The sequence below is a fragment of the Methylicorpusculum sp. genome, assembly GCF_030651835.1.
Taxonomy (GTDB): Bacteria; Pseudomonadota; Gammaproteobacteria; order Methylococcales; family Methylomonadaceae; genus Methylicorpusculum.
Genome location: NZ_JAUSBX010000008.1, coordinates 23762 through 40571 on the forward strand (window position 1 = coordinate 23762; position 16810 = coordinate 40571).

Annotated in this window: 19 protein-coding genes and 1 tRNA gene; 12 read left to right on the forward strand and 8 right to left on the reverse strand. The window is 46.5% G+C overall.

Annotated features, from left to right (window positions below):
* Positions 1-2: 2 nt before the first annotated feature.
* Positions 3-767, reverse strand: a complete 765-nt coding sequence (locus tag Q7V32_RS00975) for an inositol monophosphatase family protein (RefSeq protein WP_304895125.1) — start codon at positions 765-767, stop codon at positions 3-5.
* Positions 768-1039: 272 nt separating this feature from the next.
* Here Q7V32_RS00975 and Q7V32_RS00980 point away from each other — a divergent pair, with 272 nt between their 5' ends.
* Positions 1040-1810, forward strand: coding sequence for a ceramidase domain-containing protein (locus tag Q7V32_RS00980; protein ID WP_304895126.1), 771 nt, complete (start codon positions 1040-1042; stop codon positions 1808-1810).
* Positions 1811-1950: 140 nt separating this feature from the next.
* On the forward strand, positions 1951-3087 hold the full coding sequence (mltB, locus tag Q7V32_RS00985; protein WP_304895127.1) for a lytic murein transglycosylase B: 1137 nt from the start codon (positions 1951-1953) through the stop codon (positions 3085-3087).
* A 49-nt stretch (positions 3088-3136) separates the two neighbouring features.
* On the opposite strand, the gene Q7V32_RS00990 is transcribed toward mltB, so the two are convergent.
* The 7 genes from Q7V32_RS00990 to Q7V32_RS01020 all read right to left on the reverse strand — a co-directional run bounded on the left by Q7V32_RS00990 (position 3137) and on the right by Q7V32_RS01020 (position 7792).
* Positions 3137-3691, reverse strand: coding sequence for a hypothetical protein (locus Q7V32_RS00990; protein ID WP_304895128.1), 555 nt, complete (start codon positions 3689-3691; stop codon positions 3137-3139).
* Between the two features lie 266 nt (positions 3692-3957).
* Positions 3958-4740, reverse strand: a complete 783-nt coding sequence (locus Q7V32_RS00995) for an alpha/beta fold hydrolase (RefSeq protein ID WP_304895129.1) — start codon at positions 4738-4740, stop codon at positions 3958-3960.
* Positions 4737-5459 carry a DUF445 family protein gene (locus tag Q7V32_RS01000; RefSeq protein ID WP_304895130.1) on the reverse strand — a complete coding sequence of 241 codons (723 nt, stop codon included), beginning with the start codon at positions 5457-5459 and terminating at the stop codon, positions 4737-4739. Before Q7V32_RS01000 ends, Q7V32_RS00995 begins: the two co-directional genes overlap by 4 nt.
* 133 nt (positions 5460-5592) lie before the next feature.
* A complete protein-coding gene (locus tag Q7V32_RS01005; protein WP_304895131.1) occupies positions 5593-6204 on the reverse strand; it encodes a fumarylacetoacetate hydrolase family protein in 612 nt (203 codons plus the stop codon).
* Between the two features lie 64 nt (positions 6205-6268).
* Entirely contained in the window at positions 6269-6631 is a 363-nt protein-coding gene (locus Q7V32_RS01010; protein ID WP_304895132.1) for a hypothetical protein, read from the reverse strand.
* Between the two features lie 218 nt (positions 6632-6849).
* Complete coding sequence (locus Q7V32_RS01015) at positions 6850-7326, reverse strand: carbohydrate-binding protein (protein ID WP_304895133.1); 477 nt, start codon at positions 7324-7326, stop codon at positions 6850-6852.
* A gap of 151 nt (positions 7327-7477) precedes the next feature.
* Complete coding sequence (locus Q7V32_RS01020) at positions 7478-7792, reverse strand: hypothetical protein (RefSeq protein ID WP_304895134.1); 315 nt, start codon at positions 7790-7792, stop codon at positions 7478-7480.
* A gap of 538 nt (positions 7793-8330) precedes the next feature.
* Here Q7V32_RS01020 and Q7V32_RS01025 point away from each other — a divergent pair.
* From Q7V32_RS01025 to Q7V32_RS01070, 10 genes are all read left to right on the forward strand, one after another.
* Positions 8331-8406, forward strand: a tRNA-Lys gene (locus Q7V32_RS01025).
* 144 nt (positions 8407-8550) lie between these two features.
* On the forward strand, positions 8551-9936 hold the full coding sequence (gene atpD, locus Q7V32_RS01030; protein WP_304895135.1) for a F0F1 ATP synthase subunit beta: 1386 nt from the start codon (positions 8551-8553) through the stop codon (positions 9934-9936).
* Complete coding sequence (locus Q7V32_RS01035) at positions 9929-10339, forward strand: F0F1 ATP synthase subunit epsilon (RefSeq protein WP_304895136.1); 411 nt, start codon at positions 9929-9931, stop codon at positions 10337-10339. Before atpD ends, Q7V32_RS01035 begins: the two co-directional genes overlap by 8 nt.
* Positions 10336-10608 (forward strand): AtpZ/AtpI family protein, encoded by a 273-nt coding sequence (locus tag Q7V32_RS01040; RefSeq protein WP_304895137.1) that lies wholly within the window; start codon positions 10336-10338, stop codon positions 10606-10608. The genes Q7V32_RS01035 and Q7V32_RS01040 overlap by 4 nt, the downstream gene beginning before the upstream one ends.
* A gap of 8 nt (positions 10609-10616) precedes the next feature.
* On the forward strand, positions 10617-11276 hold the full coding sequence (locus tag Q7V32_RS01045; protein ID WP_304895138.1) for a F0F1 ATP synthase subunit A: 660 nt from the start codon (positions 10617-10619) through the stop codon (positions 11274-11276).
* 9 nt (positions 11277-11285) lie between these two features.
* Positions 11286-11555 carry an ATP F0F1 synthase subunit C gene (locus Q7V32_RS01050; protein WP_304895139.1) on the forward strand — a complete coding sequence of 90 codons (270 nt, stop codon included), beginning with the start codon at positions 11286-11288 and terminating at the stop codon, positions 11553-11555.
* Positions 11556-11621: 66 nt separating this feature from the next.
* Complete coding sequence (locus Q7V32_RS01055; protein WP_304895140.1) at positions 11622-12377, forward strand: F0F1 ATP synthase subunit B; 756 nt, start codon at positions 11622-11624, stop codon at positions 12375-12377.
* Positions 12378-12398: 21 nt separating this feature from the next.
* Positions 12399-13871: a F0F1 ATP synthase subunit alpha gene (locus Q7V32_RS01060; protein WP_304895141.1), complete on the forward strand. Its 1473-nt coding sequence runs from the start codon at positions 12399-12401 to the stop codon at positions 13869-13871.
* A 3-nt stretch (positions 13872-13874) separates the two neighbouring features.
* Entirely contained in the window at positions 13875-14735 is an 861-nt protein-coding gene (locus Q7V32_RS01065; protein ID WP_304895142.1) for a F0F1 ATP synthase subunit gamma, read from the forward strand.
* A 45-nt stretch (positions 14736-14780) separates the two neighbouring features.
* Positions 14781-16562, forward strand: coding sequence for a hypothetical protein (locus Q7V32_RS01070; RefSeq protein ID WP_304895143.1), 1782 nt, complete (start codon positions 14781-14783; stop codon positions 16560-16562).
* The last annotated feature ends 248 nt before the right edge of the window (positions 16563-16810 follow it).

Genomic DNA, 16810 nt, shown 5'->3' on the forward strand with positions numbered 1-16810 from the left:
TATTACATTAAAGGCAGAATTTGATCCAGAATTTTACCGTTGGTAACCAGTATCTGTTTCGGAAAAATACCTTCATTGCCCTTAAAATCGGTAACGGTTGCCCCGGCTTCTTTGGCAATCAATGCGCCGGCAGCGACATCATATAAATTAAGCTCCTGTTCCCAGAAAGCATCGACCTGCCCGTCCGCCACCATACAAATATCCATTGCTGCCGAACCAAACCGTCTCTGGCCGGTCGTTCGCTCGGCAATACGACAGAAACGTTGTAGGTTGTTTTCTTTCAAATAGCTTCTGAGACACGCAAAGCCGGTCGCTACCATCGCATCACCCAGCACTGTTTCGGATGATACGGTGGTGGGTTCGCCGTTTTTAAATGCGCCTTTACCCAGCTCCGCGCAGTAATAGTCATTGACGGTGGGAACATAAACAGCACCAAAAACGATCTGATTATCGATTTCCAGCGCCACACTGATGGACCAGAAATATTGTCCTTTGGCGAAAGAATGTGTACCGTCTATCGGATCGACAATCCAGCGACTGCTCTGATTGGCAGTTTGTCCGCTTTCTTCTCCCCAAAAGCCGTATTCAGGATATTCTTTTGTCAGAACCTTCTGGAGATAAGCTTCAACGGCCACATCGGCCGCGGTAACAAAGTCGCGAGGTTTCTTTTTATTGATGCTCAGATTTTTAAGGTCTTTAAAATGGCTTAATGCGATCGCTCCGGCTTCACGCACTATTTTTTCAAGCTGAGCAGATGAAATTGACATCAAATTTAACCTATTGTTGGGTCGAAAAATAATAGTATCGATTCTATCATGACGAATCGCTGGCGTCGTTTATCAAATGAATCAATCAACAATTCTAAGTTTGATGCTAAAAAAAGGTTGGGTTAAGCTTTGCGGGGATGCTGCCATCAAGCCCCATGAATAGGTCTACGGCGTTCCTGGCAAGGCTTACGCCGCCCTTCAAACACTTCTGGCATTGCTGATGATTCAACCGTATCAGGCTTTGTTAACGCTAACTGTGTAAGGCGTGGAAAATGAAAAATCCATTATTACTTAAATACCGCTCATGGGCCCTGGTCTGCATCAGTCTGACTTGCATAATTGGGGTGTTGTTTTTACCGGCCATTCCGCAGCTTCCGGGCTATCACGGATTAGCTGATGATCGCAGCCTCTTGGGTATACCGAATATGTTGAACATATTGACCAACATACCTTTCACACTCGTTGGCATAGCCGGTATCCGCTTGCTTGCAAAAGAGCACGCACTGAACGTGCTTGTCGAACTGAAGGCCTGTTATTACTGGTTTTTCACCGGCATCGCAGGCGTTGGATTGGGTTCGATTTACTATCACAGCGATCCGTCCAATGACACATTATTGTGGGACAGGCTGCCCATGTCGATTGCTTTTATGTCATTTTTTTGCATTATTCTCGGCGAATATGTGTCGATAAAAATGGCTAAATCACTCAGTTATCCTTTACTGCTTGTCGGAGCCGGGTCTGTTCTTTATTGGTGGTTAGGCGAAAAACAGGGCCACGGTGATCTACGCATCTATGGTCTTGTCCAGTATCTGCCGCTTTTGTTGATGCCGGTCATTTTACTGATATACCCTGCCAAGTTCTCTCACGGAAACCGGTATTGGGTTTTTTATGGCTTATACGGGCTAGCCAAAGTTTTTGAAATCGCGGACTTGCCGATTTATCAACTATTGGGATTTATCAGCGGACACAGTTTGAAACACTTGGCGGCTGCGGCAGGCTGCGCCGTTTTTTTAAGTCAACTGATAACCCGAAAAGCCCATTAAAGGTGAACTGTTTTTTGACTGGTCAATGCGTTAAGATTGATTTAAGCTCTACCGCAAATTAACCACAAGTAAAGTAAGCCAGACTTTAACTGTATAAGGTTACAATTTTCAGTTAATCAGAGTGTAAAGAGGAAATCAGCGTGAGAAGAAATGTCGTCCTATTAATGCTACTCCTGACAGGATGCGCCTCACAGACCCAACAGGTCGATCCACCTAAAACTCCGAAAGCGCCGGCAAAGCAAGCTGTTTTGATTCAAAAACCGGTGATTCAGGCTTTACCTATGCCGGTTGGCGGTTACTCTGCACAGCAAGTGACCGGAGACTATGCCCGTTATGCGGAATTAGCAAAATTCATTGATTCTATGCATCAAAAGCACGGGATAAGTCCTGAATACCTTAAAGGTCTGTTTTCACAAGCAAAACGGAAGAACTGGACGCTGGATTATCTGAGAAAATCGGATGCAGAAGCGGGGTTCGGTCCTGGAGGTACCGTGAGTCCTTTGCCGGTTAAGCCCTCCAAAGGGAGCTGGACACGTTACCGGTCCAAATTTCTGGGCGAACGGCATATTAATGGCGGCGTAGCTTTTGCCAGGAAATATCACAATACCCTGCAAAAAGCGACACAGACCTATGGCGTCCCTTCCGAATACATCATCGGCATACTGGGTGTAGAAACCTCTTACGGTGGCTTTGTCGGCAATCACCGTATTATTGACGCACTCACAACGCTGGCGTTTGATTACCCGCGCAGAGCAGACTATTTTCGTGGAGAACTGGAGAATTTTCTGGTCATGACGGCCCGCGAACGGATGGACCCCGCAAAACCGGTGGGTTCATTTGCGGGCGCCATGGGACTGGGCCAATTTATGCCCAGCAGTTTTTTGAACTGGGCCGTAGATTTCAATGGTGATGGTAAAAAAGATTTGTGGAATCCCGAAGACGCCATCGGCAGTGTTGCCAATTATTTTGCGCAACACGGATGGCAACCGGGTAAACCCGTCGTTACGAGGGCCAAGCTTAAAACCAACCAACCTTTGAATATCGAGTTTGGCTTGAAAACTCGTTACCTGTTGCCTGAATTGAACCGGGCCGGTGTTTTTCCGGCCGAGCCATGCGCGTGTAATGATCCGCTGAATTTATTGTTGCTCAGACATGAAACGCATGATGAATACCGCTTAGGTCACCCCAATTTTTATGTCATCACCCGTTATAACCAAAGCACCCATTATGCGATGGCTATCCATGAACTGGCCCAGACCATCAAGCGGGCTATTTAAGAAGCGCTTGTGTGAAAGAGGAATTTCTAATCCACTCTCGAAAAAGACGCTAAAAGTTTTCGGGAGTTGAACGGGAATGAACCATATTTTTCCGGCAATTTAAAAACTCATCGTAAGCGATCCCGAATTTTATCGGCGAAACAGCGACGCGTATTTCCCGCATGTCCAGATCAGAAATTGCGCTCAAATAAATGAAAGTCGGCGAGTGGCCTTGTAATAAAGCATCCATCATAAGCTCTGCCGCATCGCCATAGGCGCTGAGCCGGCTAAAATCCTTGATTTTTTCGGGGGGGTCCAGGTAAACCAGATGTTGATCAAAAGACGCCTCATGATGCATCCATTGCGCTGGGGCAATGGCCAGATTGGCCTTGATAATCGTTGGCCTGACTCGATATTCCTGAATTGAAAACCTGAGGGATGAACCTGATTGATGAACAAATTCGGCTTTTCCATAACGAGGAATCTCTTGTGTCAGCAGGCAAGCCGATTTGGTTTTGCTAAGAACCCAGCTTGCCTCCAACATCGGCACGTCATAGTAGTCCGCATAGCTGTTCAAGCTGCTTAGAATGAGACAAAGACTGATCAAACTGATATTACGCTTCATGGTGCGCCAACGTGTATGCCAAAGCGATTGAAAAAGGATTAATCAACCATTAATCCTGATTTAACTGACTGCCTTAACTCTACTTTGTCAGATAACAACGCCAAGCCCGACTGGAAGCTGGCATCCAGGGGCATGGAAGGTCAGCTTCGATTCATCCATGAATCCTGGATTCCGGCAATCCCTGCCGGAATGACGAGCGCCTTTTAGAATCTGACAAAGTTGAATTAACCGGTTCATTGGGGTTATCGGCAACAGGCGCGCGTAATTTAGTCCTTTAATAAAAAAGAATTGGCGATTTCAACAAACTCGCCCGGTTTTTCAGCATGTAACCAATGCCCGGCATTTTCAATCGCTTTAATTCCGGCATTCGGAAACAGGTCATAAACCGCGTTGGGATCGGTATAGTTTGAATTACCCCCCACTATAAACAGCACGTTATCCTGCTGATAATTCATGCCGTTGGTATCGGGAAAATCGATGATGTGAGGCGCTGAATGGTAAAAAATATCCAGATTGATGCGCCAGGAGAACCTAGTTTGCTCCAATACGAGATTTTGAAGTAGAAATTGTCGGAAGCTTGCCTCCGGGATAGCTGCTTGCAACCAGCTATCTGCCTCTTTCCGGTTGTTGAGTTCAGGTAATGGCAGATTTTTTAGCGCATTGATCAAATCATTAAAACTGTGCTGATAGGATACCGGCGCAATATCGACGATGATCATTTTGTTAACCCGCTCAGGCTGTTTCAAGGCAAACCACATAGCCACCTTACCACCCATGCTGTGACCCAATAATGCGGACTTCTCCAAACCCTGATCATCCATAAACCCAGCCAAATCCCGCGCCATAGAAGGGTAGTCCATCACCGGATCATGGGGCGAACGGCCATGGTTGCGCTGGTCGACCACATAAACATAGTGTTGCTGAGCCAGTTGTTGGGCTATTTGCCGCCAGTTTCGGGATGACGCAAAAAAACCATGCAGAATAATTAAAGGGGGATTCGCGTGATCGCCAAAGCTTTCAAAAACTAACGGGACGGTATTTGGAGTCATGCGTAATTAAAAAAAGCACCCAGAATGCCGCCAAACACCCCACCCCAGACAACCAGCCAACCTAAATGCTGGCGAATGATTTTCTGCACCATCTCTTTGACCAACTGAGGGGTCAATTCTTTTAGCCGATTGTCAATCACTGTTTCGATCCGTTCGATAATATCGGTACCGATTTTATGGGCATCCAAACCTTGCTGTAGCGCATCTTTAAAACGGTCGGATTCAACCATTTCGCTGAGTACATTTTTCATTTTTTCAGTGAAGGGTTCTTTCAAAGGCAGCAAAGCTTCTTGCCCGCCCATCATCATCAGCATGCCACCGAACGATGAATTCATGATTGACGACACCAGACCCTCATAAACCTTGTCATAGTCGACCGCATTTAAAATCGGATCAAGATTAAGAATCTTGCTACCTTCCCTTTCCTCTTTCTGAATAAATTGCTCGATATTCTCAACCGTAAAGAATTGCTCCATCATCAATTGCTTAATCGAATACTTGAATTCTTCAAAGCGACTGGGAATCACGCCAGAGCCATAGAGTAAGGGCACTTTTTCAAAGAGCATATACACTGCCAACCAGTTGGTAACGGCCCCTGATAAGGCAAAAAAACCGATGGATTTCATCAGCGCAGACTGAACCGGACAAAGATAACCGGTCATAATGATGCCTATTGCCACAAAATTAGTGACAAAACTTTTGTTGATCCATTTCTTCATAAAGTTTGAAAATTTACCAGTTAAATCGGAAGGTGCGGATTATAAACAAGATCAAAAAATCAGTACCACAATTTAAAAGCTGGGGATCGAGAAAAGTTGGTGTGAGTGACGTTAAAACAGTGAAGGGCCTCTGTTATTTAACAATCCACTGCTGATCCAGCAATAGTTTATCGTCGCTAAAAAGCTTTCCCACAAAGCGGTCATCGCGTATTAGCGGACCGACACCTTTAGGCGTGCCGGTCATCAACAAATCCCCATCAGCCAATGTCATAAATCGGCTGATGTCTTCCAACAAAAATTCCGGCTTGAAAAGCATAGCCTCATAACCGTCTGACTGAACCAAACCATCATTGAGCCATAATTCCATGCGAACGCTGGCCATTGGAACTGTTAATTCAACAAATCCGGAAAATACCGCTGATCGATCGAATGCTTTTGCTCTTTCCCAGGGAAAGCCCTTTGATTTTAAGCCGGTTTGCAAGTCCCGTTTGGTCAGGTCAAAACCAAAGGCTAATGCAACAATTTTAGCCCGTTCGATCAGACAGACTATTTCACCTTCGTAATGAATCGGTGAAACATCATTGGCATATAACTCGTCAGCAATCGCGGAATTAGGTTTGACAAACAAAACCGGTTCATCTGGAATTGCATTGTTAAGTTCGGCAACATGTTCTGCATAATTTCGCCCGACGCAGACAATTTTTGAGGGGTAGATACAGCGAGACTCGAATGTAACAAAATTCATGGCCAGCTATTCGCTAAATGAGCAAAAACGTCAATTCCGCCTCGCAAGATACTCGAGTAAGACTTTACTTGGGCTCTTTGACCGGTTTATCGGCATGTAAAGCATACCAGCCAATAGCAATCCGGTATAAATAAAGCAAAATAGTCGGTATCAGAATAAAGAATCCAATACCCACCTGGAAAGTCAGCGCAGATAAAGTCAAACCGGCCAGCGTCATCCAGGCTGTTGTTATTTGCCATTCGAAATGTGACTCCAGCCAGGTCCCTCTCACTTGTTCACGCTTAACGAAGTTGATGATGACACCCACAATCAACGGTATGCCGGCAAACCCGAAGGTTAACACCTGACACAGGTAGACAATGGCGGTCAGTTTTTTCAGTGATTTTATTTGTTCATCATTTGATGGGGTATTCATGATGTCGTTCATCTTATATCTCCTTTGAATGGGTTGACCCACTTAAATAGGATTAAACTTGAAGGCTCCAATTCTTATAAATTCTGCAACTAATGCGATTAACCCCATCAGTTGCGGAACTTGTTTTTTGCTTGTCCTAAAAAAGTAAGCTGTTATTGTTTTTTACGTAAATAGGACTGCTAAATTATCTGTTTGTTCATAACAGAGCTTCAGATGAACTTTTCTGATGCTTACTTTATTCGCCAATGCACCATTGAGGCATAGGCTGAACTGCCATGAATATCGGGTATGATCGTCAATTCAAGCAACTTGACCCCGGTCAGGTGAACTGTGTAATTCTCTATTTCGCAAGAGGCGTTCGTTGGATTGAAATTCCATTGTTGCCTGACGATCTCGCCCCGCACATCACCTGTCTCGTCAGCCCATTTCAGAACAAACTGTTGTGTTCTTACTACCGATGATTCAACAAAGCGTAATTGAATTCCATTGAGTGATTGAGGATGATCAAACACCAGGCGGATTGTTTGTTTACCCGGCTTTGCAGACTTCCATCCGCCGTTGCCGCTCTCCAGTAACGCAGATTCGATGGGATGTTCAGGATCTTCCGAGGTCACTTCAACGGTAACGCCGCTTTCTAAATTCAGCCAGTTCTCAGGCTGAAAAGAACCCTCAATATCTGACTGATCTTCAATTATTATTTTTTTCACAATGGGAACTCCTTAAGTTAACGCTAAATTAATCCATACTCGAATTTACAACGTAGAGTAGAAAAATATTCATCGAATTAACCTAAAAAAGCAGCTCTTACCTTGGCAGAAAACTTAATCGAAGTCTGCACAACAACTGCTTTTTTAAGGTTTAAGCGATTTCAAGACTGCTCATATCGGTCACAAAGCGATAGTTAACACCGCTTTTCAGCATTCGCTCATAAGCCTCATTAATTATTTGTTTCAGGATGATTTGTATATCCAAGACTATCTTAAGTTCAGCGCAGAAATCCAGCATTTCCTGTATTTCTTTAATCCCGCACATTGAAAAACCGGCAAAATTACGACACTTAAAAATAAGTTGTCTCACAGCTGACAAGGGATGAAGATGATCGTGAAGCCCTAAAAGACAAAACACCCCGTCACGGTTAAAAGCGGCAAAGATATCCCAATTTGGAAGTGCCACTAAAGTATTAAAATAAAATCCACACGAGCGGGTCTCATGTTTTTTCTAACGCTTTTGTGATGTTTAGAAATCACTCATCAGCTCAATCCATGCCAACCAACGAGGCTTACTTTACCACCTTTTCCAATTTGCCAGTTTTTTAGCAGCAATTCTCATTTTGAAGATTACAGCAGCAATTTCCAGTTTGATGATAAAAAAGGGAGTCGTAAGCTTTGCGGGGATGTTGGCAGCAAGGATGCTACCGTCAAGCCCCCATGGATGGGTTTACGGCGTTCATCGCAAGGCTTACGCCACCCCTTAAAACTACACTAAAAGTTCAAACTGAAAATTGCTGACATTACAAGGAGTTTCGTCCTTTAAACGTAAATGGTGTCAGCCGTAATTATCGGTGATGCAGAACGGATAGAAATGAAATCAGATAAGCATATTTAGGCCACACTTTAAAGGCTTTAATCTCCCTCTAACTTATGCTAATCTACCGGCCAATTCAGTATATCGGCTTATATCTATCGATTACCGGGCATTAAACCATTCAATTGGGGTGTTAGCTCAGCTGGTAGAGCAGTGGACTCTTAATCCATGGGTCCAGGGTTCGAATCCCTGACGCCCCACCAATAGAATCAAAGGCTTATTCAATTTGTTGTTTATCAAAAAAAAGCCACGTTACACTTCCAAAAAATCATCCGCAACACTTGCCGAAAAAACAGGCATAAATAATCGGCCTATTAACCGGCTTCCATAGGTTAGTTGAATCCGCGATGCACTTTAAAGATAACAACCAACCCATAGGAATCATTATCGAAGTCCATGGGCCTGTGGTAGTTATCGATTGCAACCGTTTACCGCCATTGAAACAGGCGTTGTGCACACGCTTTGACCATACGCTTTATCTTTTCGAAGTTCATCAACACCTGGACGAAAAAATGGTGCGCGCGATTACGCTTCATGGCACAGCCGGATTACGCCGAGGTATGATCGTCTTCGATACCGGCTCACCACTCCATGTGCCTGTTTCCGAGTCGTGTTTAGGCCGCTTATTAAACGTGTTTGGTGAACCTTTGGATGGCGGCCCTGACCTGCCTCAGCAAAATTTCAGAAACATTCACGCCAAACCCTTGCCGCTTTCCGAATCAATTGGCATATCAGGTATTCTGGAAACCGGTATCAAAGTGATTGATTTACTCTGCCCCTTTGTCAAAGGCGGTAAAACCGGTTTGTTCGGCGGAGCCGGGGTGGGCAAGACCGTCTTGGTGATGGAGTTTATTCATGCAATATCGTCAATTCACAAAGGTGTTTCAGTTTTTGCCGGAATAGGCGAGCGCATCCGTGAAGCGCATGAATTATGGCAAGAGTTGCAGCGTGCCGGGGTAATGGACGATACGCTAATGGTATTCGGACAAATGGATGAGTCGCCCGGCGTTCGATTTAGGGTGGGGCTTTCTGCGTTGACGTATGCCGAGTATTTACGCGATACCTTACATAAAGAAGTACTTTTTGTAATCGACAATGTCTTTCGCTTCGTACAAGCGGGAAGTGAAATCTCCAGTTTATTGGGCCGAATGCCCGCGACTGTAGGGTATCAGCCCACATTGACAACCGAAGTGGCTGAGTTGCAGGACCGCATCCTTTCGAGTCGGCAAGGCGCCATCACCTCGGTACAGGCGGTTTATGTGCCGGCCGATGATATGACCGATCCTGCGGTAAGTGCGATACTCAGCCATCTGGATACCACCGTGGTGCTATCCAGAGACCAGGCGAGCAAAGGTATATACCCCGCCGTCGACCCCTTACGGTCGGGCAGTAAATTAATGGACAGAACGACTCTGGGTGAGCGCCATTATGCGGTAGCAGAAGGCGTAAGAGAGCATTTGGCCAAATACAGGGAGATGGAAGATATCATCGCGATGTTGGGGATTGAGGAATTGTCCGAAAATGATCGAAAAATCATCCTGCGTGCCCGTAAATTGCAGCGCTATTTGACTCAGCCTTTCTCGGTGCTGGCCGATCACACCAAACAAGCGGGCATGTCGGTACCCTTGAGTAAAACACTGGACGATTGCGACGCCTTCCTCTCCGGAAAATACGATGATCTTTCCGAAGAGCAATGCTATATGCGCGGCGGCATGGAGCTACCTCATGGCTGATTTCGTGCTTCATATTTACGATGCTGCGCATGAGCAAAGGATAGCCGGAGTTACGTCCTTTATAGGAGAAGATGCTTCCGGCAGTTTCGGCATTCAGCCGAATCATGTCCGCTTTATGACTGTCCTGGTGTTTGGTTTGGCGCGTTTCCGCCAGACGCAAAGTGATTGGCAATACTTGGGTTTACCCGGAGGCGTGCTTTATTTTCACAATAATGAATTAACGGTGAGCACCCGGCATTTTATAATTGACAGCGATCTGGAAAACATCAGTGCTCTATTGGAAGAACAACTGCTCAAGGAAGAAGAAAATCTTCAGGCAACACGAGAATCAATAAAAAATCTCGAGCAAGCCATGATCAAGCGGATGATGGCGCTAAACCGAAAATCGATGGAGTTGCTATGAACAGCCGACTGCATTTGAAAAAAAAGATTGAGAGCCAAATAAAACGAATAAAACAAGCCGATAAAGACCGCCCCAATTTATTGTCGCAAACCATTTACATCGGCACCTTGGGTTTGGTCATGGTGCTGCCTATTGTTGCCGGAATCTATTTAGGTCATTGGCTGGATAGCGGCATACCCGGTTATTCAATGCGTTGGACACTGAGTCTTTTATTTCTGGGTGTCCTGATTGGAATTGCCAATGTCTATTTTTTAATTAAAGAACTTTAGGCAAACCCATGGAAAACGAGTTTTATGTTGCCTTCGGTCCACTGATGATAAGTGGTTCTGTCATTACCACATGGGGTGTCATGCTGGCCATTGCCTGCTTAGCCTGGCTATCGACGCGGCATCTGGAAAAACTGCCGGATTCGGTACAAACCAGCGTTGAAATTGTCGTGTCGGCTATTGATGAGGCTATTCTTGCCGTAGCCCCCCAACACGGACGTCAGATCTTGCCTTTTATTGCAACCCTCTGGTTATTTTTACTGATAGCCAATTTGGCTGGCTTGATCCCCGGCTTGCATTCCCCCACCCGCGATCTATCGGTGACGTGCGCGTTGGCTGTGCTGGTGTTTTTTTCAGCGCATTGGTTTGGCATCAAAAATCTGGGCTTGAAAAACTATCTGCGTCATTATTTATCACCCAGCCCGATTTTATTGCCGTTTCATTTAATCAGCGAATTGTCCCGGACGCTGGCACTGGCCATTCGTCTGTTCGGCAATATCATGAGCCTGGAAATGGCCGCCATGTTAATTTTATTGGTGGCCGGTTTTCTGGCGCCTATTCCGATTTTGATGCTGCACATCATCGAAGCATTGGTGCAAGCCTATATTTTCGGCATGCTGGCTTTGATCTATCTGGCCGGTGCCATGCAGTCCCAACAACCAAACTCATAGGAAGCCATCGTGTCAGAAATTTCCCTTATCGTATTTGGATCAAGCGTTGCGGCAATCATCGGCATTGCCTTGGGTGTCATGTTGCCGGCGTTAGCCATGGGCAAAGCGATCAGCAGTGCATTGGAAGCTATTTCCCGACAACCGGAATCAGAACGCTCGATTATGCGCACCTTGTTTATAGGCCTGGCGATGATTGAATCGCTGGCTATCTATTGTTTAGTGATCATTTTGATTGTGTTATTCAAAAATCCGCTGCTTGAGTACATTTTAAATAAGTGAAAAGCCGAAAATTCCAACGTCAAGGAACTACAGGTTAATGCTTTTTAACGATTCAGCCGTCATCAAATGCTTATGGATTTTAACGTCTCGACCTTTTTTCTTGAAATAATCAATTTTCTGATATTGCTATGGGTGCTACAAAGGCTGTTTTATAAACCTTTATTGGAAGTGATCGCCAAGCGGAAAAGCTTTATCGACCAGACCGTTGCAGACGCGAATACGACCAAGCAACAGGCCGAAGCGCTTCGCGACCAGTATCAAAACCGGCAGCAGCAGTGGGAGCAGGAAAAGCAGGCTGCGCTAGTCAGTTTGAATCAACAAATCGAAGCGGAAAGAAGCCTACAGTTGAATAAACTGCGTTCTGATCTTGAGGATGAAAAGCAGAAATTACAGGTCTCGGTATCCCGTCAGCAAGAAGAATTTAAAAAACTGGCCGAAAAACAGGCTTTAAAAAACGGTGCCCGATTTGCCGTATTATTATTGCAACAGACCGCTTCTGATGAGTTGGAAGCCAAATTAACAAGCCTGTTAATCGATAAGCTATCAAGCTTACCGAATGATTGCACCTCATCGCTTCACCTGCTCAAAACCCAAAAAACTATACCCATCAAAATAAGCAGCGCTTACCTCATGCCAGTTGAGCTTCGCAAACAACTCGAACTGAAACTTAAGGCATTGATCGATGGGACCATCACCTTCCACTATTTTCAGGCGGAGGAATTAATTGCAGGCGTGCGTATCGATATCGACTCATGGGAGCTCAATGCCAATCTTCAACACGAATTAAGCGCGTTTGCCGAGCTTGCTGATGAAATCGTCTAAGTCAACCTGCAGTAGCCGCCCATGCCTGTAACCCGTGTTCTTGACCAGCAATCTGAATGGTTAGCCAGCTACCAGCCGGGCTTGCGAGTCGGAGAAAAAGGCAGTGTCGTTTCAATTGGCGACGGCATCAGCTGGATCAAAGGCTTACCTTCTGCCGCGATTGAAGATGTTTTGATTTTTGCCGACGGCAGCCGTGGTGTGGTTTTTGACCTTAACCGTGACAGGATCGGTGCAATATTACTTTATGAAACAGAATCGCTAACGGCAGGGACTTCTGTGCGTCTGGCTAAACATTCGCTCAGTATTCCTGTCGGCAACGAATTTATCGGCCGGATTGTGGATCCTATGGGGATGCCGCTAGATGGTTTACCAGCCCCAGTCTCCTTAATACGAGAAAATCTTGAAAAGGCTTCTCCTGCGATTACGGCACGGGACTTTGTTGATAGGCCCTTGTACACCGGCATCAAAATTATTGACACCTTGATACCCATAGGAAAAGGCCAGCGCCAATTAATCATTGGGGATGAAGGCTTGGGCAGAAGCTCGATTGCCATTGACACGGTGATCAATCAAAAAAATCAGAATGTCATCTGCATTTATGTATTGATCGGTCAAAAACGTTCTGCGGTAGTCAACACCATCGACATTTTAAAGAAACAAGGCGCGCTTGATTACACGGTCTGCGTGGTTGCAGAGGCTACGGCCTTGCCGGGGCTGCAGTATATCGCCCCGTTTGCCGGCTGCGCGCTGGCCGATTACTGGATGTCTCAGGGCCGGGATACACTGATTGTTTACGATGATTTATCCACCCATGCCAAAACTTACCGGGAACTTTCGTTATTATTGCGTCGTCCGCCTGGCAGAGAGGCTTATCCGGGAGATATTTTCTTTGTCCATTCCAGATTACTGGAAAGATCGACCCGTTTAAATGCTAAAAACGGCGGCGGCAGCATGACGGCATTACCTATTGTCGAGACTCAACAAGGTGAAATTTCGGCTTATATTCCCACCAATTTGATTTCAATTACCGACGGTCAGATCTATCTGGACAGCAACCTCTTCGTTTCAGGATTTCGTCCGGCGATTGATATTACCAAATCGGTTTCGCGGATTGGCGGCAAAGCACAGCATCTCGCTATTCGTGATCAAGCCGGTAAAATGAAACTGGATTACCTGCAGTTTCTGGAACTGGAAACCTTCACCCGCTTCGGGCAACGTCTGGAAGCATCCATGGAGGAGCGGATCAAACGCGGTAGAATTTTGCGAGAAATACTCAAGCAAGATCGACTGTCACCACTGAGCAATCTCTTTCAGCTTGCCTGGTTAAAAAGTTTCAATGGTGGTTATTTCGACGCGGTTAACCTGCCTGAAATTGCGCCAATGCTCAGCCAAATTGAGCAGAGTTCTCACAACTCGGGCCTGTCACTTGACAGCAGCGAGGAGCAATGGCGAGTTGCTCTTAGTGAATGGTTTAAGCGGCCAGCGGAGACCTAAAACATGAGTCAAAGCCGCGAACTGCAACTGCATATTATCCAAATGACTGAAATACGCAGTATTTTAAATTCGATGAAAAATCTGGCATTGATCGAAATCCATAAATTAGCCCGCTTCCAGGTCGTTCAAGGCTGTGCGGTTGCAAATATTGAAAATGCAGCGCTTGATTTTCTGGATCATTATCCGGATCTTAAAGCAGATGAAACGGATGTGACGCAAATTTACGTTTTGATAGGCACAGAGCGGGGCTTTTGCGGCGATTTCAATGAACAATTGATTCGGGCGATTCCGATGCAGGCAAATAGGGGGGTCATCGCTATTGGCTCCCGCTTACTTAGCAAATTCTCTGAGCATGATCTGAATCTGCTAGCCTCTATAGAAGGCGCAACGGTAGTCGAAGAAGTCCCGGCAGCTCTCAATCGTTTGATTGCAGCGATTAATTCACTGCAAAAAAATTACAGTAATATGGCCTTGACAGTCATTTACCATGAAAACGAATTCAGGAGCATCAGGCAGCGGCAAATCATCCCCCCTTTTTATCCTCACCTTAAACGCAAACCGCTATCCAATACTCGGCCTTTACTGAATAGCGATCCTGACGCATTTTTCTTGGGTTTAATAGAACACTACTTATTCGCCGTACTACACGAAATATTTTATATTTCTCTCATGGCAGAGAATCACCTGCGCCTTCAGCATCTGGAAGGAGCCGTCAAGCATGTAGATACAGAAACTTTCAAGTTACATCGTAAATCACAAATTTACCGGCAAGAAGAAATCACTGAAGAGATTGAGGTCATTCTGCTCAATACAGAAAGCGGTTTGCATGAGGGCTTGCAAGACATCAATCAGCCGGTTTTATAGGGCGAGCAAGTTACAACGTAGTCATAGAAAAGGAGCCGCTAAAACATGACAACCCAGGCCAAATTTTTGCACCCTTTACTCTCATGTCTGCTGGTCTGGAGCTGTATTTCGGCCGCGCTGGCTGAAGATTTCTCATGCGAGGAATCCGGAGAAACGGCTATCTGGATCTCGCCCCAAGCCCCCAAAGCCGATGCGCAGATCAAAATCATGGCCGTTTCCACCGATGGGCCCTTGGCGGTACTGGCGCTAATCGACAGTCAAGGCCGACGCTTGCCCTTGCAATACCGCCGCAGAGGTGGCCCGCCCTGGGCGTTGATCAGCTCTTTGGAAGCGCTAAATGCAGGAGATTATCGCGTCGTAGCGGGCCGGGATGGCGAGCAAACCGCTTGCCGTCCGCTGATTATCGGCAGATCGGGTACTGAGGAATCCCCCAAAGTGTGGGGGCTTGCCACCGAAGCGTTTTATTCTGCCTGGATCGAAGAATTGTTTGGCGCGCCGTTAAAAGAGGTCATTCGTTTTCATTCTCTGGAACCGGTGTTGCAAAACACCGAGCGCAATTTTCTGCACAGCTACCTGGGCATCAACGAAGATAAGGGTCTATCACTCACCCCTGATTGCGCAGATCTGCCTTATATCCTGCGGGCATATTTTGCGTGGAAGGTCGGCCTGCCCATCGCCTTCCGGTCTTGCGGACGCGGTTCAGCCGATGCGCCGCCACGATGTGAAGCCGCTACGATCAAAACCGAATTTACTCAGAACATCAAATCGCAGGCCACTTTCCGAAATGTCTGCAGGGAATTGGTGAATATCGTCCATTCCGGCTCGGCACGGACCGGGCTGGAGGATGAGGACACGGATCTCTATCCCATCCCGCTCAGCAGAGAGACGCTCTGGCCGGGTACAGTCTTTGCCGATCCTTATGGTCATGTTTTGATGTTGGTGGAATGGATTCCGCAAATGGCAGATCGTCCCGGTATTTTGCTGGGCGTCGATGCCCAGCCGGATAGCACGGTTACCCGCAAACCGTTCTGGGAAGGTTCTTTTCAATTCGCCGATATCCAGGGCGCTGGTCCCGGATTCAAAGTTTTCCGGCCATTGGTCCGCAAGTCCACGGGTGAATGGCGGATTCTCTCTAATGGCGAACTAATCGACAATCCCGGCTTCGCTCCATTTTCCCTGGAGCAAGCTCAACTGTCCCCTGATGATTTTTACGCAAGGATGACTAAGCTTATGAATCCGAGTGGGCTGATATATCCCAAGCAAACTTATGAAGCCACCCTAAACGCCTTGGTCGAACAGATCGAGGCCCGTGTGACCTCGGTGGACAACGGCGAGACTTATTTGCGCAACAATCCCGGCCAGATCATCCCCATGCCTAATGGTTCAGCGATTTTTCAGACGATCGGGCCCTGGGAGGATTACGCAACGCCCGCCCGCGATATGCGCCTCATCATCGCCATCAATGTGCTGAACGGCTTACCGCAGAAGATCGTGCGTTACCCCGAATTGTTTGTACTCAAGGATCAGAGCCCTGAAGGAGTCAGGGAAGAAATCGAACAACACCATAGCAAGCTCACCAAGGAGCGCAGCATCCGCTACACGCGCACGGATGGCAGCTTGTGGGAGCTAACCGTGGCCGAAGTACTGGCAAGAAAACCGGATTTTGAAATGGCTTATAATCCCAACGACTGCCCCGAAATAAGATGGGGGGCAAAGCCAGGCACGGAAGAATACTCGACCTGCCGCCGCCACTCACCCACAGAGCAGCGGGAAAAAATGGAGCAATACCGGATCTGGTTTCGCGAGGCACGCAGACCAGCGCAATGAAGAATGACCTGAATATAAAGAGGATTCAGCTCTAACTCTTTACCCGAAGTCGACCGCGTCATTTTGGCAGGTATTGCCGAAATCCAGACCCCATGGATAACTCAAAACGTATCTGCTCACCCCTTCCTATTTTATTGGGTGTAGGTGCTTGATTTCAAAGGACGCATGAATACATCCTTGTAGCTCTCTGCAACATCCCTGTTGCAGAAGCCTTTTCAATCAATCACCTACACCTTCTATTTCAAGCG